This window comes from Acetobacterium sp. (genome assembly GCF_041752335.1).
GTDB lineage: Bacteria > Bacillota > Clostridia > Eubacteriales > Eubacteriaceae > Acetobacterium.
Genome location: NZ_JBGSHG010000066.1, coordinates 37,247 through 55,445, shown reverse-complemented (window position 1 = coordinate 55,445; position 18,199 = coordinate 37,247). Strand labels below are relative to the sequence as shown.

Below are 18,199 nucleotides of genomic sequence, written 5' to 3'. Positions count from 1 at the left end.
CCCTTTTCAGCAACGACTTTGGCAACCATTTCTTCAGCACGTTGAAGGTATTGGGCTTGACCGTCGTAAATTATATCAAAAAGATTCATATTCATATGGACTTTTTCCTCCTTAGATTAGTTCAATTAACATTAGATTTTTTTTTGTTTTATTCTAAACTTAAAAATTCGTTATTTCTTTTTTTCTTCGACAATCGCCAGAATTTTCTTGCCTAATACGGCAATATCTTCCTTCATAACCGGATCGTCATAGGGTGATTGATTGTTGCGATCAGATTCTGAAATGGCATCCCGGTAATTTAAAAAACCAATGATGTTTCCAGCTCCGATTTTTTCGGTAAGAAAGGTGATATCTCCGTCATTCCGGATTTTATTTCCAATAACATAAACTTGTTTGACACCAATATCCATTGCCATGGATTTAACTTTGTGAAACGTCTGAATGCTACGGACGCCTGGTTCAACGACGACGATAAACGCATCGACTGCACCGGCAGTACCACGACCCAAATGCTCAATTCCTGCTTCCATATCCATAATCACCACATCTTTTTGATAAAGCACTAAATGATTCATCAGTGTTTTTAACAAAACATGTTCGGGACATACACAACCGGATCCTCCGGTGTCTACGGTTCCCATGGTTAGCAGTTTGACCCCATGAAACTCTTTGGCATAACGCTCGGGAATATCAGCCACCTCAGGGTTCATTCTAAACATTGAACCAAAGGAGCCGGTATTGGCAGCGGTACGTTCTTCCACAAGATCTTTCATTTCTGAAATAGGGACAATTTCGGCAATCATTTCTTCGCTCATGCCTAAGGCAAGACCAAGATTCGCATCGGGATCAGCATCAACGGTTAACACATTATATCCTTCATCGGCAAAATATCGGCTTAGACTTGCTGAGATGGTTGTTTTTCCAACTCCGCCTTTTCCTGTTAATGCTATTTTCATTTTTTCACCTGTCTATCTTTTAAAAATTAGATACCTAATGCAGTACGTTTAGCTTCCAAATCTTCCATAATCATGTCTACCATGACCATTGGATCTTTTTCCCATACAAATTTTGCACCAACTATATCCATAACATCTTCAGTTATTAATTTTACAAAGTTTGGTGCTCCTAAAACTTGTGGAATTACACCAAGGTAAGTATTGATACCAGAACCTACTACGTAGTTGGCAATAGAAACGGCTTTTTCTGACATCCATTCTGGCGCGATCCCAACTACTGGTAATGCTGCAGGATCAACTCCTTTTTCTTCAGCACATAAGTTTACTAATACAAGGATACGGCTGATATCAACACAAGAACCCATATGAAGAACTGGTGGAATGTTTACACGTTCGCAAACTTCTTTCAGACCACGGCCACATTTTTCTTTCGCATCAAGTGTTAATAAACCAGCTTTTGCAGCAGCTTGTGCGGCACAACCAGTAGCAACGCAGATAACATCATTTTTAATTAACTCTTCCATTATTTTGATATGGGCTAAATCATGTGTTTGTTTCGGGTTGTTACAACCAACAACACCGGCAGCGCCTCGGATAACACCAGCGTAGATAACATCGGTTAATGGTTTAACCCCACCTAGTTTATCTTCTAATTGGCTGTTTACAACTGCATCTAAGTGATCAATGATAGCTTCTACTGAATAACCGACCATTGCAGGCATTTTGAAATCTGGGATTTCTACTTTGGCAGCATCTCGATTTGGGAAGTTTTCAACGGCAATTTTAACAATTTCAGTTGCGTTTTCTAATCCGGTTGCTTCTGTGAATTCAAGATACAGGTCACCGGCAATTTTCGCTTTTTCAGAAGTACTGATAAAACGGGTATGGTAATTTTTAGCCAAGGCTGGTAGAGCTGGGAAGATACATTGTACATCCACAACTGCGGCTTCAATAGCACCAGTAATGATACACATTTCCTGTTGGTAGAAGTTACCGGCCATTTTAACGCCATGACGCATGGTCATTTCATTACCTGTACAGCACATACCGACAAGGTTAATGCCTTTTGCACCTTTAGCTTTAGCCAGTTCAACCATTTCTGGGTTTTGAGCGGCCAGTACGATCATTTCAGCAAGATTTGGATCATGACCATGGATCAGGATATTTACCATGTCATCTGAAATACAACCAAGATTTGCTTCAGTTGCTCGTGCTGTCGGTGTTCCGTATAAGATATCGGAGATTTCGGTTCCAAGCATGGATCCGCCCCAACCATCTGCTAAACCAGTTCTCATTCCACGTCGGAAGATGCTTTCGTAATCAGATGCACAACCAATATGGGTGGAGTGCATTAATGTGGTTACTTCCATATCTACAGCTCGTGGTGCAATTCTTTCTTTTTTCCATATATCTTGTCGAGATTGTGGTGCTCTGGTTAAGAACCGTTGAGTTCCGAAAGGTTTACCAAATTCTTCAAGAGCGATATTAGCTACGTCATGAGCCAAAGCGTAAGTTTCTTTAGTATCAGCGTCTGCAATGCCCCATTCGCCAGCAAGTACTCTTAATTTCTTTTCATCACGGATTTTGAAAGGACCCTCAGCTTTTGCTGCATGCAGCGCATGAACGATATCACGGGCATGATCTGAATGGGCAGAACATCCGCCGGCTACCATTCTGGCCCAGTTTCTTGCTACAATTGTGTCTGCATTCGCTCCGCAAATACCTCTTTCAGCGCCTTTTCCAGGAACTGGACTTACACGACATGGACCCATTGCACAAATTCGACAACATACCCCTGCTTCTCCAAAACCACATTGGGTTTTTTGGGCAGCACGACGATCCCACATTGTTTCTGCGCCATCTCTTTTCGCTTTCGCAAGTAGAGCTTCAGCTGTTTCGTCAAATGTTAAATATTCATTACTCATATTTTTTCTACCTCTCTAAATTTATAATTTATATCAACGCACCTGTTTCGTAGTTTCATTTTTTGCATATTTGTAAAAAAGTTCGAATTAAGAGAAAAATCCCTTTACAAACATTGTTAAATGTTATACAATGTAGGTGAGTGATACATTATACATAGTTGTTTGCTCCTGACCTTCATCTAATCTTGTGCGGCAAGTGATGAATTGTGGTCGGGGGCTTTTTTTTATTGAGTATTTTCAAATACCTGTTTTATTGATTTAAAAAGGTATTCTAATTAAAACTCGAGAACTGAATCTGCATAAAGGATATTATTTTTGATAATATCGCAAGCTACGATTGTTTCTCTTAATCGTTTGTCGCAAGGATTTACGATTGCAGAGCTGAATCCACATTGCATAGCCATTGCTAGCATATTGCAGTCTAATATTGGACGGATATGCTTTGGTGCACCGTTAGAAATGTTGCTAAGTCCACCGGTTGTCAATAAGCCCATGTCAGTAATCATTTGAATTGCTTCTAAGATATCAACGACCTTATCTTGCATGCCCTTGATAACGATGAATAATGGATCAAATAATATATCAGTTGGTTCCATTCCACGTTCCATCCCACGTTCCAGCAATTGTGAACAATACATAATACGTTCGTCATTGTTTGCCGGTACGCCATCTCCAGAACAAAGAGCAATAACCATAGCGTCATTAGCAGCAGCTAAATCAAGGTATCCAATACGATCACCAGCATCTGCAGAGTTTACGATTGGTTTTCCTTTTGATCGGTTATAAACCTGAATACCAGCTTCGATGGCTTTCATATTGGCTGTATCAAGTGCTAATGGGACATTGTCGAAGTTTTCCTGAAGTAATTTAACACCCCACTGCATTAATTCTTCGCCGCCTCTTTCAGCCGGTCCGATGTTTAAGTCTAAATAATCTGAACCAGCGTCTAACTGTTCTTTTGCTCTTAAAAGAATTGGTTCAGGGTTTCTATCTGCAAATGCCTGTCGGATTGCAGGAGAAATACAGTGAATTCTTTCACCAATAACCATAAATTTTGACATATTGTTCCCCTTTCAAATTGAAAAAATATTTAGGTGTGCCCGGGAATAACCCCGAGCACAGATTAAGTATTATGCTTGCATGTCTCTTAAGAACTTAGGTAATTGCATTGCTTCGTTTGGTCCAACGATTACTTCCCATTCAGGCAGTAATTCAGCTAAATCGCCCTGAAGAACAGCAACTTTACCAGGTAAGATTAACTTACGAGATGTGGTGATGCTAGCAACGTCTGCTTCTTTAATGAAGTTAGCAATAACGGTTGAACCGAATTTACCAGCAGCCCAGGCAGTAAGAACTGAGTAACCACCAGCATCTGGAATTGCCAGGTAAGCAGGAACTTTAGATCGTTCGATTTCACCGGCAACAACAAAGTATGATAATGCGAAGTCAACCGTTACCAGAACTGGATCTTTACCGGTTGGTTTATTGAATTCATAAACCTTAGGTTCAACACGCATTGGTTTTTGAGGATCTGTAAAGATGTTTTGTCTTAAACCAAACAGTGGTAAAGCTGCGTTGAAGTCCATTTCTTCCATAACGATAATTGAACCGAATCGCAGAACAAAAGCAGATGCTAAAGCAATTTGCAGGTTAGTGTTACCAGCTGCCAATTTGTTAACAAATACTACTGAAGGATATCCGAAGGAACGGTCATTGCCTTTGATTGCTGCGGTACGAATGTCAACTGCATTTGCGTATGCTTCTTTGATAGAAGTTTCTCCTACGTTTAAGACTAATTTTTTGTAGCCTTCTTTTTCAATTGCTTCTACTAAATCGTGTAATGCTTCAATACTGTCTGCAGAAACACCAAGAACAGCATCTGCAGCTTTTGCTACGTCTACCATTGCTACATAATTATCTTTAGTTGCACCCATGATAATTGCGCCAGCGCCTGCACCTGCAACCGCTGCTTTTGCTACTTCAGCATCAACTGTAACGATCATTGGAATTTTGCCACATTCTGCAACTTTTTTAACTAACGCTGCAAATTTTGCTGCATCAGACGCAAAACGTACAGCTACAACTTCAACGAACATCATTTCGCCGATACGTTCGTAGTTAACTTTTTGTAATTTAGCACACGCTGCATCCACATCAGCATCGCTCATTGCATCTGATAATTCAACTGCAAATAAGTTTTTGTTTACTAATGTTTTTTCGTGTCTGAATAAGACTGTTTCGCCACCAAGTGTTTTTTCAGTATCGCCAGAGCCAACTTTGATGGATTTCATTGGAGGAGCGGTTGCTTCTGATAATAATTCCTTGGATTCTTCTGAAATATATGGACATTTTTCGATAGGTACAGCTCCAGTAGCTGCCTTCATAGAGAAAGCCATACATGTTGGAAAACCACACTCTTTACAGTTTGTTTTTGGAGTGAGTTTGAAAATATCTAAACCTTTTACTGCCATTTGTATTCGCCTTCCTTTCCTAACCTATGATTCCAGAAACTAGGCTTTTGATCGCCTTAACTGATTCTGGATGTCTTACGATGATCGCGTTTGATCCGCCAACTACACAAGCTGACGCTGTTGTAACTTCCATACCGATACCGCGTGCTTCCTGATCGCCCCATTCTGGTGCATCTTCAATTGTGGAAACAGCTTCTTTTACTCCCCATGCTTCATTTGAAATATTGGTAATAATTGGCATCTGTAAAGCTACATCGTTTTGACCTAAGGCTGCTAAACGAATACGATCCATGGTTGAAGCAACATATTCAAAACCGTAACCGGCTGCTGCTGTTCCGACATCCATGATGATGTCTTGACTCTTAACACCCAATTGTGTTAATAAGATATTTAATTGTTTTGCAAGGTTAATGTCTACTGCAGATTCAGCTGATACTTTTTGTCCGTAAGCCATTCCGCCGGCAGCACCGATTGTTTTGTAATTATCTTCTACTGCAGAGAATAAAACCACATTTTTTCCTTCAAGAGCTTGGGCAACTTTTTCCAGTAACTTAGCATCTTTTTCTGCGTTTTTACATCCTTCTACAACTAAAGGTACACTAATTGCCGCTTCTACAGCCACCGCTGTAGCTACACAGTTTTCTACTGAATTGTCAGCTCCGTTTGGATCTGCACTTTCAAGTTTAATTAACAAGAAATCAGCACCTGATTTTTCCACTGCTGCTTTTGCAAAAGCAGCTGGGTTTTTAAGATCGTCACCGTAAATTGTTCCAAAGCAATCTGACCACTCATCAGTTGTGTCAGAGATTGCGATTCCAACTGCGGTCTTGAACCCTTCAGTACCTAAAAATGGTAATGAGTTTTCTCCGCCAATGCTGATAGCTGCATCTCCTACACCTATCTCACATGCGTTGATCTTGCCACTAAATTTTTGTTCTGTTTTTTTGTATGGCATTTTTTTGTTTCCTCCTAACCTGTTACCTTTTTTCAAAATATTTATTTCAAAGTTTCACACTTTAAAACCAAATTAAAACCATTACATATGTTACAGCTTTTTACCTGTATATATAAGTATACACAGATTGTACTATATTAGTTAAAAGTTTGTCAATTAATTTTCGGCATTTTTCTAAAATTTATCCTATTTTTTTTTAGAGTCGAGAGAGAAAGTAAAGGTTTTCAACGAAATCATTAAAACATCCCCTAAAATTGCTAAATCTTTGATGTTAAAGATGTCTGTTAATTTTTTATCAAATAATATCTGGGCCTCTGCTTCAAACTCATCATCCCCAAACCATAAAATCCAGACGATCTCAACCCCAGGCGTCACAGTGAACTGCCAGGAAAGATCTCCTTTGCCATAAGTTACGGCTTTTTGCCAACTCATATAATTTTTTAGATGTTCCGGCATCTCATTGCCTATTTGTGCGAAAACTTGAATGCAGCGTTTATGAAAATTCGAGTAGTATAAGGGGCCATCCGGGAACTCTTTAAAACTGAGCCATTTATTGGTCGCTTCTTTTCCGGTGGCGTTCATTAAATATCTGAGAATAAAAATTTTGACCGAATAATTATCAAATTCCTCGCCCCGGGCATTTAAAACGATGCCACTGGGGTGGTCAACAAAATAAGATTCACTAAGGACGGTCACTTCAAACCGCCCATTTTTCGGATCGTAGGAGCAAAACGATTTTTTACCCATCTCAAAGGGATCATAATTTTTGAACAAATCACGATTGACGACATAACTACTTTCCGAAAAATGGGGATCAATATCAAGTATTTTTGATTGTTTCATTATTTCTTGCTGAGTTCTTTTAATGCCGGAATGAAAATATCACCCATCACGGCCATATCCTCGGCGCTGAAGGCACTGGGGAAATTGGCGTCAAATAATATTTGTGCTTCCGGCGGGAATTCATCATCACCAATCCATAAGATCACGGTCATGAACATATTATTGATAACCTCAAATCGCCAGGATAAATCTCCCAGCTTTTGAGGCTCAGCATTCAGAACTGCCATGGCCTTTTTCAAACCGTCAATGTTGTAATTGAAGGTAAAGGCAAAACGTTTAAGACAGCGGCCTTCAAAACAGGCAAAGTAAACATTGCCGCCCGAAACATCCCGATAGGCAATATTTTCGCCGGTGGCCTTAACCCCTTTGGCATTAATCAGATAACGTAAAATCATGGTTTTCAGTTTATAATTATCAACGTCCTGTCCATCGATATCGGTCACATCACCCTGAGGATAGGCGACCTTGTAAGGGGTTCCCATCAGGGTAGCGGTAAAAGAGCTGCTCGCTTCATCATAGGAACAGGTACTGTTTTGCGCGATGGTATGGGGATCCTGCTCTTTTAATAAGCCCTTATAGTGTTCGTAGGGTATTTTATCTTTTCTTTTCTCTTCAATTGCGGTTTCATCCCGTAACGTATTTTCCATTCAAAATCTCCTATTTTAGTTTTCCAGAGACGGAAATAAATTCATATTGGTATGGGGAATAAAGCAAGCCGATATGAACTCATCCATATAGGTCGGGTGGACGCTTAATTCCATGTAGGTCATATTCTGCGAGATCTCGCGAATCTTGTCTTTTCCTTCGCTGAGGGTCAGGGCCAGATAACATCCCTGCATCGAACTGTTGCCAATATAATAATACTTGTCCACCGGGATATCTGGCAGCATCCCCAGCGCGATGGCATTGGTGATATCCAGATTGGTACCGATACCCCCGGCAACATAAATGTTTTCCAGCACATCAATGGGCATATCCAGGCTTTCCATTAAAATATAAATGGCAGAGAACACTGCTCCTTTGGCCTTGATAAAGCTGTCGATGTCAATTTCAGTAATATATATATCTTTTGAGCCATTATCTAATTCTTTAGAATAAAGATAATACTGGCCAATCCCGTATTCATCAAATTTAATCCGGGGATGATTCAGATCCCGTTCCATTCGACCTTTTCCGTTGATAATGCCGGTTCGCTTCATTTCACAAATTAAATCGATGATCCCGGAACCACAGATTCCCACAGGGCTGACATGGCCAATGGTATTATAAAAAGGTCTTAAATCTTCATCATTGATGGTTACTTGTTCAATGGCTCCAGGCACTGCTCGGGTACCGCAGCTGATTTCTCCACCTTCAAAAGCCGGACCGGCCGAACAGGCGCAGGTCATTAAAAAGTCTTTGTTGCCAAAGACGATTTCGCCGTTTGTTCCCAGATCTACCAGCATGGTGAAGTCTTCGCGCATCCACACCGGTACGGCAAAAACCCCAGCCGTAATATCTCCGCCAACATAACTGGCAACGGATGGGGCCAGATATATTTTTCCTTCAGGATTAACATTAATCCCCAATTCGGCACATTTCATTTCGGGAATGTCATTAATTGCCGGGATAAACGGCTCCCGTCTTAAATAATCCGGGTTCAATCCCAACAACAGGTGGTTCATGGTGGTATTTCCGGCGGCACAGACTTCGTAAATATCTTCTTTGTTGATGCCGACTGTTTTCACCAACTTTTCGATCAGATTATTGATACTTTCGTCGACAATGGCGTGGCGAAGGTTTTCTAATCCGCCGGGTTTTTCGGAGTAGACAATCCGGTTGATAACATCAGCCCCGTACTTAACCTGGGCATTTCCCATCGAGGCTTTTGTTAAAATCTCATTGGTGTTCATATCCACCAGACAGGCTGACACGGATGTTGTTCCGATATCTAACGCGATGCCGTAAAGCACCGACTTTTCGCTGGTTGCCGGTTTGACATCGAGAATTTCGGCCACGTCCCGGCGTTTTAAATAGACGACTTCAATTAAAAAATCATTTTTTCTAAAGGCATCCGGCAGTTTTTTCATCACACTCAAACTGATGGTAATATCTTGATAACCTAAATTGTGTTTAAAATAGAGTTTCAGCCGATCTTCGTCAGCACTATTATCCTCAATGTTGGGACATGGCAATTGAATGATCTCTGACCAGAGCCGACTGGCATTGGTCATTCCTTCTTTAATCATTTTCTTGCGAACATATTTGATATTTTTATTTTCGTTGTTTGAAAGATCAGTGATCTGCATTTCGTTTACAAAAGAAGAGGCTAAATCTGGTACTTCTACCTCGATATCTTCAATGATGGTTGCATTACAGGAAAGAACGATCCCGTTGGCCATTTCTTCCTCAGAAATATGTCTGCTTTTTTCTGTTTTAACCTGACCCGTTGCAATTTTCACCTTGCATTTGCCGCAGGTAGCGTTCCCGCTGCAGGGTGAGTCAATCATGACACCGGCTCTTCTGGCTGCTTCCAGTAAGTTCTCGTTGTCTCTTGCTATTAAATCAACGCTTCTTTTTCCTTTGATTTTAAATCGTACCTTATTCATACACAATCTCCCCTTTTCCGCAGTTTCCGTCTAAAAGGGCTGCTAAACAGCCCCATAGTTTGTCGACAAACTATCGTACCGACCAATTGCTAATCTGTTGTAGATGTAACAATTGTCGGTACTACTTTATCCGCTTGTCTATAAGTGTTAAGCGCATTAATCAGCCCTAAAATCTATTTTTTGCCGTTTTTGATAATTTCCAATTTATCGACAATATCTCTTAATGCAACCTTGGCTGGTGAATCAGCGGGTAGCTGAACCAGTGGTTTACCATAGGCGTCATATTCAAAAACATTTTGATCTAGTGGCACAACACCAATGAGATCAAGACCCTGATTTCTAATTTCTTCAGCCGTTCCTTCGTTTAAAATGCCATCTGGGGCGCGGTTAACGATCAGTTTAATAACTGGTACTTTCAGTTTAAGTTCAGTAACCAACTCTTTGATTCGGCCAACGGCCTGAATCCCGCGACGGGAACAGTCACTGACAAGAATGAGCATATCGATTCTACCGAGGGTTCCTCGACTTAGATGTTCCATCCCGGCTTCGTTATCGACGATGATGTACTGATAATTACCTGCCAGCATATCGATTTGAGTTTTCAGGATTCCGTTGACGTAACAATAGCAACCAGCTCCCTGACTTCGGCCCATAACCAGAAGATCGTAACCATTTCCTTCAGCAACTGCCTGGTTTAAACGGAGTCTCAAAAAGTCTGTTTTTGTGATGCCTGGAGGCAGTGGTACCCCATCCATTTCGGCATGATTTACTTCTTCTTTGATTTCACCAATAGAAAGTTCCACTTCTTCCCCAAGCACTTCGTTAAGGTTTGCATTGGCATCGGCATCCACTGCCAAAATTGGACCCAGACCCTCTGCAACTAAATATTCAATAAGCATTCCGGTAAGACTTGTTTTACCAACGCCACCTTTACCCGCAACTGCAATATTAAAAGCCATAATGTTTCCTCCATTATCATTTCCCGGTCAATTTTCTTTAATCAGTGTATGTTATTCTCACTGATTTTTCAACAGGAAAAATTCGTATTTTGTCAACTTGTATATATATGTATCGACAGGGCTATCATATCATAATCATTCTGTTTTTACAACAGAACTTTGACATATAAATCTCAAATTCAGGCCTTTGTAAAATATTTTTTCTCTACTTCTGCAAAGGTTTACGAAACCATGGTAATTACTACATTTTTTTGCTTTCCATCTTTGCATTGAGTATTTAAAATCTATTTAATTTTCATTCTCTTAAAGACCGTCTTTTTTTAATTTCAAGAAAAAAAAACCATATCCTCGGAGATTTAGGATATGGCCGTATTTTTTAGGCAACAAATTATAGGACAAATTTTTATCGGTGTTGATGTTATTAGGTGTTTTTCTTGATCAACTGATCTAATTTACGCTCTCAATTGACAAAAAACGACATCTTTTAACATCTTTGATTACCGTTAGCCGGGGCAGCACGGATGCGCTTAGCGATTTTTTCTGTTGTTTGTTAATTTATTACGATAATTTTTTATGCATTTTCCAGCATTTTTCCATCTGTTGTAACTGTTAATACCTGCCATGGAATCATTTTTCCTGAATTTTTGAGCGCTGTGGTTACCGCTGCTGTCATACCCCCGCAACAGGGGACTTCCATTCGTACAACGGTGACGCTTTTGATATCATTAAGCTTTAATATTTCGGTCAGCTTTTCAGCATAGTCAACAGCATCCAACTTCGGACAACCAATTAAGGTAATCTTGTTTTTGATAAAACGATTATGAAAGTCAGCATAGGCATAGGCGGTACAATCTGCCGCAATCAACAGGTGCGCGCCATTAAAATAAGGTGCATTAACTGGAGCCAACTTAATTTGCACTGGCCACTGTCGTAATTGAGATTCTGGAGCTGTTGTTGCTGGTTTTTCCGCTCCCGCGGTTTCGCGAACAATTGCCTTAGATGATGAGCCCGGGCATCCGCATGCAAGTGGCTCCAAACCATCGTCTACTGCTGCTTCCCGGACAATTGTTTTTGCCTGGGTTCCCGGACATCCGCCGATTTTTTTCGCGCCACTGTCTTGTGCCACTTCTTTCTTTTTCATGTTTTCAAGAACAGCGGCCTCATCATAAGCTGCCGCTTCCCGTTCGACAAAGGTGATTGCCCCGGTAGGACAGCTTGGCAAACAATCTCCCAATCCGTCACAGTAATCATCTCTTAATAATTTTGCCACGCCATCAACCATTCCAATGGCTCCTTCATGGCAGGCTTCGGCACATAATCCGCAACCATTGCACTTTTCTTTATCTATTGTAATTATTTTTCGTATCATCTTTTTTTCCTCCCTGGAATATTATATATTGATTTCTTGACCCAATCATAATATAATCTACCCAAAAATACTGTTGCATATGCAACGCAAAGGGAAGTTATGAATAAAAATTTAGATGTTTTAAGAAAAGTTAAATTATTCGATGGGATTGATGAAAACCTCGAAGCCATGCTTCAATGTCTGGGCGGTGAGGAAAAAACCTATGACCGGGGGGAAATTATCCTGCTGACCGGACAGCCGGTGACCTCTGTAGGGGTTGTTTTATCTGGAGAAGTCCAGGTAATTCAAGAGGATTATTATGGCAATCGTTCCATTCTCACTGAATTGAATTCCAGCCATATTTTCGGTGAAGCCTTTGCCAGTGCCGGTATTAAAGAAAGCCCGGTAACTGTGCTGGCTAAAACCAACACCACTGTGATGTTTCTGGGGATTGAAAGGATTATTAATACCTGCCCCAACTCCTGTATTTTTCACAATCACCTGATTGAAAATCTACTGAAGATTTTAGCCCGAAAGAATATTCTCCTGAGCAATAAAAATCAGTTATTGTCGCGGCGGACGATTCAGGATAAGGTTCTTTCTTATTTATCGCTGCAGGCCGAAAAAAAAGGAAACCTCACCTTTGAGATTCCCTTTACCCGCAATGAACTGGCAGATTTTTTATGTGTCGACCGTAGTGCCCTATCCCGGGTTCTTTCTAAACTTCAAAAAGAAGAGATCATCGAATACGACCATAAGCACTTCAGGCTTCTTTAAAACTGCATCGATGCAGTCTTACGCCGGACTGACTTCTGCCGACTTATCCATCGTTTTTTCAATATCCTGATACAGGGTCCGGGACACCACAATGGAGTCCCCACGGTCATAGAGACGATCCAGATAGTCCAGATAGGCCCCAGGGGTAATAATGCCATTGACCTTGATCAGGTCAATCCCGGTTTTACCGACTATGGTATCCACCAGCTTGACGCAATTGGTGCCCAGGGCATAATAGGTTTTGAATTCATTGCCCTGCTGAAATTTATAAAAGCTTGCTTTCGCGTCGTTATAAAGCTGACTGGAAACATCCTCAAAATCCTTTGGACTTCCTTCGATTTCCCCCTTATCCGCCTGTTCAGCCTTCGGTTTCCAGGGACACACCTGAGAAAGGAGATTGTCCAATTGATCCTGGACGCCCTTTTTTTGTTCCGGAGTCAGCGCTAGTCCATATCCCATTAAGATTTTCTTTTCAACTTTTAGCGCCTGTTGAACATGTTCTGCTTTGGGCATTTCAACCAGCACCCCATCGGCTAAAAATCCGCCCAGTTTCCAGGTGGAATCATCATAATTGCCATAGCTGTATACATTCTCCCCGATGGATGCATCCACATGACCCATCCCCGGAATCAACCCTTCTTTGGTATGGATAAAAATCTCCATGTCGGTGGTTCGTTCTCGGGAATGATCTTCCAACAGCAATAAGGCATCCGGTTCTTCTTCCACCAGCGCATTCACTTTTTTCAACATCCGCATCGGTAAAAAAGCTGCGAAAACCAGGGGCAGAGTCACGCGAATGTGTTTTTTGGCTTTTTGCGCCCCATCATTGTGTTTCATCAAACTAACCAAGGCGTCTCCAAAAATATTGACGGCAAAAAAGACTAGATAAATTCCAAAAATGATTCCGAATAAACGTCCGGTGGTGGCAAAAAAAGCCATCTCAACGCCCAGTCCGATATACACCAATGCCACCAGTAGGGTCCATACCCAGGGTGCTCCATCTTTTTTTAGTTTCAAACTGCTGATTAAAACAAAACAGCCGATGATGATCCCCAACATCCCAACTGCAAAACTAAAGGGACCTTTGAGAAACAGCGGATAGGAATAGACAAAAATCCCCCCAAAGATACAAAGCAATCCAATGCCAAGTTCTTTAAATTTACTTTCATTCTTTTTTAGAAAAATCGCTGCCAGATACATAACCCCCACGACAATCAGCATAATGGACATGCCCATCATCATAATACCCCAGGCAAGTTTGACGTTTAGCAGCATAATCAGCCCGCCTATGAAAACTGCAATGGATATCAATAACCAAACAACTGGTGCTGTATTTTTAAATGCTGACATAAAACACCCTCCTTGGGTTTTTCTTTTATTCTATCAGAATTCACCATGATCGACAATCATATTATTTAGCGCAATGGCAATCAGAACTCGCTCGTTTCACTACGCTTATATGATTGTGCAGCAAATGTCTTTGTCTGCGAAAGCGAGCTTTCTCGCCAAAGCCGCTTGCTGCACTTTTAATAAAAAAAACTCTGGTTCAACTAAATGAACCAGAGTTTTTTTGCATTTTCAGGTTAAGGGAATCACGACTTTTTGATTTTGATAGGATTGGACGGTGACGGGGACCTGGTAAACAGCACCGATGTTTTCGGATGTCATTACGTCCATGCCACCATAACAGAAAATCTCATTGTCTTTCAGGAAGAGGAACCGATCACAATACCGCAGTGCCAGGTTCAGATCGTGAATCACGATGACCACGGCGATGTCTTTCTCTTTGGTAATATTCTGGATCAGTTTTAGTACTTCCAGCTGGTTTTTGAGATCAAGACAGCTGGTGGGTTCATCCAGAAGCAGCACCTTTGGCTCCTGGGCCAGGGCCCGGGCGATCATAACCTTTTGGAGTTCGCCGCCGCTTAACTCATCGATATAGCGCAGCGAGAATTTTTCCAGCGACATGCTGGCAATGATATTCTCAACAATCTCGTAGTCTTCTTTTTTTGGCGCCAGTTTAATATAGGGTTTTCGCCCTAATAGAATAGCATCATAGGCGGTAATGCGGCTACCTTCACTTTTTTGAGCAACATAGGCGGTATTTTTAGCGATATCAAGTCGATTCAGCTTGAGAATATCCACCTCGTTCACTACCACCCGGCCTTTTTGAGGTGAAATAATCTTATTCAAACACTTTAACATGGTACTTTTTCCGGCACCGTTATTCCCTAAAATCGCTACACATTCTCCATTGGAAACATCAAATTCAATGTGATCCAGAATTTTTCGATTGGATCGATACCCAAATTCCAACGCATCAATTTTCAGCATTATGACCAACTCCTTTAAATATGAGATATAAGAATAATGGAGCCCCAAGGAATGAGGTAATGGCTCCGATGGGCAAAATAACCGGTGAGACGATCAGCCGGGCAAAGGTATCACTGATTAGTAACATCAGGGCCCCCATTAAGGCTGATGCCGGCAATAAGTAACGATAATCATTGCCTACAAAACGACGCATGATATGGGGAGCAATTAAACCAATAAAATTGATAATCCCCACAAACGATACAATGGTTGCCGCCGTCAGGGAGGCCACCGTCATTCCGATTAAACGGACCCGGGATACATTGACCCCCAGGCCGGTGGCCGTATGTTCGCCGCATTCCAGGGCGTTGTAGTTCCAGCGGTTAAACATAAAATAAATCAATGCGCCAAAGGTCACCACGGCGGCGACCTGGATATTTTGCATGCTGGCCCGCCCCAGATCCCCAAAAGTCCAGAAAACAATGGCAGCCATTTGAACGTCCGAAGAAAAGTATTGCAGCAGCGCTGTTGCGCCGGCAAACAGAGAGCTGAGGGCTACCCCGGCCAGAATCATGGTTTCCGGTGATGCCTTTCGGGCTTTAGATAATCCTAAAATCACAAAGGTTACAAACATCGAAGCGGCAAATGCGCAAAAACTGGTTAAATAAGGGTTATTAATTGTCACTGCGTCTGCAGTATTCCCCAGCACGGTGCCGCCACCCAAAAATGTAATCGCAATAGCAGCTCCAAAAGAAGCTCCCTGAGAGATCCCCAGGGTTGATGCCGATGCCAGAGGATTTTTTAAAATGCTCTGCATGACACAGCCAGCAGCTGCCAGACCAATTCCTCCGACAATCGCCATCAGAATCCGCGGCAACCGGATATTAACAGTAACCAGCACATTTTTTGCAGCGCCTAATCCGAATAATGCCTTGAGCACTTCCGAGACTGGAATATCAGCTGAACCAGCGGATATAGCAAAAAGGGCCGTTAGAAATGTCAATACCACCAGAGTTACAATGGTCAAAACCTTGCGGTGTACGTATTGATCATAGTTAACTCCGCAGGCTGTCTTTTTTTTGTTTTCCATTTTTTACTTACCGATTGTCAGCGGACCAAAGCCCTGACCGGCTGCAACGTATTTTGAATACAAATTCTCTCCCAGCAGGAATTTAAAAATTTCGTCAGTTTTTTTCTCGATATTGACATCTTTAAATTTATCAGGATAAATAATGGTACCGGCATAATAGGCATCCGCCAAGGCAATTTCCACATTGGTATAGTTATTGTTGTAAGCCAGCTGAGTATAAACCTTGTTATTCTGAACCGCCTTCAGTGAGTTAAAGAAATCAGGATTTTGGGTGTATTGTTCGTTGACCAGACCCATATTTTCCGGATTCAGGAAAATAATCTCTGGGTTCCAGGCCAATACCTGTTCAAGATCAACAGTGAAGGCGGTTTTTTGCCCAGTTTGATCAACCACGTTATTGGCATTGATTGCCACGAAGGGTCCGTAATTTCCACTGGTACCATCAAAGCCATGCTTGCCTTTGAAGTTCAGAGCACCATTATAAACTGTTGGCCGGCTAGCTTCAGGAATATCTTTGGTCCGATCGTTAAGATCTTTTTGAGCGGCATCCATAAATGCGTTGACTTCTTTAGCCCGGTCTTCTTTGCCCAGTACTTGGCCAATAATATCCATCGAGGCACTCATTTTTCCATCGAAAAGACCAGGGCTGGCGACCGCCACTACCGGAATACCCGTTTTGGCTTGTAATTCATCAGCCTGGGTATAGTCTGACACGACAAAAATCACATCGGGTGCTAATTTGATGATTTCCTCATCAAAAGGTACAATTCCACCAGCACCACCTTGACCGATTTGTGCCAGGGATGCAAAATTAGGATTAACCAAGGTGTATGGACGAGTCAATTCCTGAACATTATCCATATCCGTTCCGCCTTTTACCAGGTCAACCGCATCCATATAGGTTAACAGCCGCATCACACCAAGAGAACCGACACTGTCGATCTCAGCAGGCACTTCCACCTGTCGACCTAAACTATCCGTCACAATCTTTGATGTCGCTTCAGCCGTTTTTTTATCTGCGTCTTCCGCTTTAGTGTTGCTACAGGCCGCAAAGGTCACAACCATCATTAAACTCAATAAAACTGCTACTATTCTTTTCATTTCATTCTCCTGATTTTTTTAATACTATCTTTATACTTTCCAGCAGATTGTCACAATCGTTGTTTCCACATTTTCTTCGACGTAACCATTTGTTGAAATGGAGACTAAGTAGTCCCTGATTTTCTTTTCTTCTTCCTGAGTCAATGCCCGGTAGGACTTCATCCGATTGGCATACAGCTTATAGGCCGCATCAAGGGGTTTTTTCATCTCCCAGAGTTGCTCTTCATAGTGCATTTCCGGCAGCATCCCCTGAAGCCAGAGCAGTTCCAGCGCATATAAGACCTCAATATCTGCGGATTCTTTCTTTTCTTCAATGCTGAGCATTTCCCGGATCGCATCCGAGACTGGATCTTTACGTTTGATCGGTTTTGTTAAGACACAATGTCCCTTGCTGGCTTCGTTAAGCTTTAAAAAGGTCTGGGCATTTCTAACTGCCGGAGTCATATTGGCAATAACCAGATCAAATTTTCCTTTGTAGCCCATACTTTCAAGATCTGAAGCATGCCAATCATTGACAAAGAATTCGACATTTTCTTTACTTAATGCACTTTTCTTTTCGATTGCTTTTTCGATCATTTTTGGAGACAAATCAAGGCCCGTTACCTGATGACAGGTATCGGCAAGCGCAAATGAGAATTTTCCTGCCCCACAACCAACGTCAAGGATTGTTCCTTCATTGTTGACCAGATTTTTTTCCGCAATCATTTTCATTAAGAAACTGTTCTCTTTCGTTGGCATCTCAAATTCAGCAAACTCCTGAGCCATAGAATCCCACATTTCGACACTGGCCGCTACATCTCTTTCATGATAATCCCACTTCTGTTTTACATCTTCTATATTCAATTTTTCCCTCATTTATTCTCGAATTAATAC

General features: G+C 41.6%; 16 protein-coding genes. 1 reads left to right on the top strand and 15 read right to left on the bottom strand.

What is annotated here, in order from left to right; all coding sequences use genetic code 11:
• Window positions 1-170: 170 nt before the first annotated feature.
• The 10 genes from ACEW8F_RS08850 to ACEW8F_RS08805 all read right to left on the bottom strand — a co-directional run bounded on the left by ACEW8F_RS08850 (window position 171) and on the right by ACEW8F_RS08805 (window position 12,066).
• Window positions 171-956 carry an AAA family ATPase gene (locus tag ACEW8F_RS08850; protein WP_373483115.1) on the bottom strand — a complete coding sequence of 262 codons (786 nt, stop codon included), beginning with the start codon at window positions 954-956 and terminating at the stop codon, window positions 171-173.
• Window positions 957-982: 26 nt separating this feature from the next.
• Entirely contained in the window at window positions 983-2,881 is a 1,899-nt protein-coding gene (cooS, locus tag ACEW8F_RS08845) for an anaerobic carbon-monoxide dehydrogenase catalytic subunit (protein ID WP_373483114.1), read from the bottom strand.
• 275 nt (window positions 2,882-3,156) lie between these two features.
• Window positions 3,157-3,942, bottom strand: coding sequence for a carbon monoxide dehydrogenase/acetyl-CoA synthase methytransferase subunit (gene acsE / locus ACEW8F_RS08840; RefSeq protein WP_373483113.1), 786 nt, complete (start codon window positions 3,940-3,942; stop codon window positions 3,157-3,159).
• A gap of 69 nt (window positions 3,943-4,011) precedes the next feature.
• A complete protein-coding gene (gene acsC / locus ACEW8F_RS08835) occupies window positions 4,012-5,352 on the bottom strand; it encodes an acetyl-CoA decarbonylase/synthase complex subunit gamma (RefSeq protein ID WP_373483112.1) in 1,341 nt (446 codons plus the stop codon).
• A 19-nt stretch (window positions 5,353-5,371) separates the two neighbouring features.
• Window positions 5,372-6,307, bottom strand: a complete 936-nt coding sequence (gene acsD / locus ACEW8F_RS08830) for an acetyl-CoA decarbonylase/synthase complex subunit delta (RefSeq protein ID WP_373483111.1) — start codon at window positions 6,305-6,307, stop codon at window positions 5,372-5,374.
• A 186-nt stretch (window positions 6,308-6,493) separates the two neighbouring features.
• Entirely contained in the window at window positions 6,494-7,150 is a 657-nt protein-coding gene (locus ACEW8F_RS08825; RefSeq protein ID WP_373483110.1) for a DUF3786 domain-containing protein, read from the bottom strand.
• The gene (locus ACEW8F_RS08820) at window positions 7,150-7,797 is read right to left on the bottom strand and encodes a DUF3786 domain-containing protein (protein ID WP_373483109.1); all 648 of its coding nucleotides are present in this window, start codon (window positions 7,795-7,797) and stop codon (window positions 7,150-7,152) included. The genes ACEW8F_RS08825 and ACEW8F_RS08820 overlap by 1 nt, the downstream gene beginning before the upstream one ends.
• Before the next feature lie 15 nt (window positions 7,798-7,812).
• Window positions 7,813-9,738 (bottom strand): corrinoid activation/regeneration protein AcsV, encoded by a 1,926-nt coding sequence (acsV, locus tag ACEW8F_RS08815; RefSeq protein WP_373483108.1) that lies wholly within the window; start codon window positions 9,736-9,738, stop codon window positions 7,813-7,815.
• Window positions 9,739-9,911: 173 nt separating this feature from the next.
• Window positions 9,912-10,697 carry an AAA family ATPase gene (locus ACEW8F_RS08810; protein WP_373483107.1) on the bottom strand — a complete coding sequence of 262 codons (786 nt, stop codon included), beginning with the start codon at window positions 10,695-10,697 and terminating at the stop codon, window positions 9,912-9,914.
• 571 nt (window positions 10,698-11,268) lie between these two features.
• The gene (locus ACEW8F_RS08805) at window positions 11,269-12,066 is read right to left on the bottom strand and encodes an ATP-binding protein (protein ID WP_373483106.1); all 798 of its coding nucleotides are present in this window, start codon (window positions 12,064-12,066) and stop codon (window positions 11,269-11,271) included.
• Window positions 12,067-12,165: 99 nt separating this feature from the next.
• On the opposite strand from ACEW8F_RS08805, the gene ACEW8F_RS08800 reads away from it, so the two are divergent.
• A complete protein-coding gene (locus ACEW8F_RS08800) occupies window positions 12,166-12,822 on the top strand; it encodes a Crp/Fnr family transcriptional regulator (protein WP_373483105.1) in 657 nt (218 codons plus the stop codon).
• Between the two features lie 18 nt (window positions 12,823-12,840).
• On the opposite strand, the gene ACEW8F_RS08795 is transcribed toward ACEW8F_RS08800, so the two are convergent.
• The 5 genes from ACEW8F_RS08795 to ACEW8F_RS08775 all read right to left on the bottom strand — a co-directional run bounded on the left by ACEW8F_RS08795 (window position 12,841) and on the right by ACEW8F_RS08775 (window position 18,169).
• On the bottom strand, window positions 12,841-14,172 hold the full coding sequence (locus tag ACEW8F_RS08795) for an HdeD family acid-resistance protein (protein ID WP_373483104.1): 1,332 nt from the start codon (window positions 14,170-14,172) through the stop codon (window positions 12,841-12,843).
• 228 nt (window positions 14,173-14,400) lie between these two features.
• On the bottom strand, window positions 14,401-15,156 hold the full coding sequence (locus ACEW8F_RS08790) for an ABC transporter ATP-binding protein (protein ID WP_373483103.1): 756 nt from the start codon (window positions 15,154-15,156) through the stop codon (window positions 14,401-14,403).
• A complete protein-coding gene (locus ACEW8F_RS08785) occupies window positions 15,143-16,225 on the bottom strand; it encodes a FecCD family ABC transporter permease (protein WP_373483102.1) in 1,083 nt (360 codons plus the stop codon). The genes ACEW8F_RS08790 and ACEW8F_RS08785 overlap by 14 nt, the downstream gene beginning before the upstream one ends.
• Window positions 16,226-16,228: 3 nt before the next feature.
• Entirely contained in the window at window positions 16,229-17,326 is a 1,098-nt protein-coding gene (locus ACEW8F_RS08780) for an iron ABC transporter substrate-binding protein (protein ID WP_373483101.1), read from the bottom strand.
• A 30-nt stretch (window positions 17,327-17,356) separates the two neighbouring features.
• A complete protein-coding gene (locus tag ACEW8F_RS08775; protein ID WP_373483100.1) occupies window positions 17,357-18,169 on the bottom strand; it encodes a class I SAM-dependent methyltransferase in 813 nt (270 codons plus the stop codon).
• Window positions 18,170-18,199 lie beyond the last annotated feature (30 nt).

What these genes read in the sequence shown, in the direction of transcription:
- ACEW8F_RS08850 (WP_373483115.1), bottom strand. Translation starts at nt 956, where the DNA reads ATGAAAATAGCATTAACAGGAAAAGGCGGAGTTGGAAAAACAACCATC.
- cooS (WP_373483114.1), bottom strand. Translation starts at nt 2,881, where the DNA reads ATGAGTAATGAATATTTAACATTTGACGAAACAGCTGAAGCTCTACTT.
- acsE (WP_373483113.1), bottom strand. Translation starts at nt 3,942, where the DNA reads ATGTCAAAATTTATGGTTATTGGTGAAAGAATTCACTGTATTTCTCCT.
- acsC (WP_373483112.1), bottom strand. Translation starts at nt 5,352, where the DNA reads ATGGCAGTAAAAGGTTTAGATATTTTCAAACTCACTCCAAAAACAAAC.
- acsD (WP_373483111.1), bottom strand. Translation starts at nt 6,307, where the DNA reads ATGCCATACAAAAAAACAGAACAAAAATTTAGTGGCAAGATCAACGCA.
- ACEW8F_RS08825 (WP_373483110.1), bottom strand. Translation starts at nt 7,150, where the DNA reads ATGAAACAATCAAAAATACTTGATATTGATCCCCATTTTTCGGAAAGT.
- ACEW8F_RS08820 (WP_373483109.1), bottom strand. Translation starts at nt 7,797, where the DNA reads ATGGAAAATACGTTACGGGATGAAACCGCAATTGAAGAGAAAAGAAAA.
- acsV (WP_373483108.1), bottom strand. Translation starts at nt 9,738, where the DNA reads ATGAATAAGGTACGATTTAAAATCAAAGGAAAAAGAAGCGTTGATTTA.
- ACEW8F_RS08810 (WP_373483107.1), bottom strand. Translation starts at nt 10,697, where the DNA reads ATGGCTTTTAATATTGCAGTTGCGGGTAAAGGTGGCGTTGGTAAAACA.
- ACEW8F_RS08805 (WP_373483106.1), bottom strand. Translation starts at nt 12,066, where the DNA reads ATGATACGAAAAATAATTACAATAGATAAAGAAAAGTGCAATGGTTGC.
- ACEW8F_RS08800 (WP_373483105.1), top strand. Translation starts at nt 12,166, where the DNA reads ATGAATAAAAATTTAGATGTTTTAAGAAAAGTTAAATTATTCGATGGG.
- ACEW8F_RS08795 (WP_373483104.1), bottom strand. Translation starts at nt 14,172, where the DNA reads ATGTCAGCATTTAAAAATACAGCACCAGTTGTTTGGTTATTGATATCC.
- ACEW8F_RS08790 (WP_373483103.1), bottom strand. Translation starts at nt 15,156, where the DNA reads ATGCTGAAAATTGATGCGTTGGAATTTGGGTATCGATCCAATCGAAAA.
- ACEW8F_RS08785 (WP_373483102.1), bottom strand. Translation starts at nt 16,225, where the DNA reads ATGGAAAACAAAAAAAAGACAGCCTGCGGAGTTAACTATGATCAATAC.
- ACEW8F_RS08780 (WP_373483101.1), bottom strand. Translation starts at nt 17,326, where the DNA reads ATGAAAAGAATAGTAGCAGTTTTATTGAGTTTAATGATGGTTGTGACC.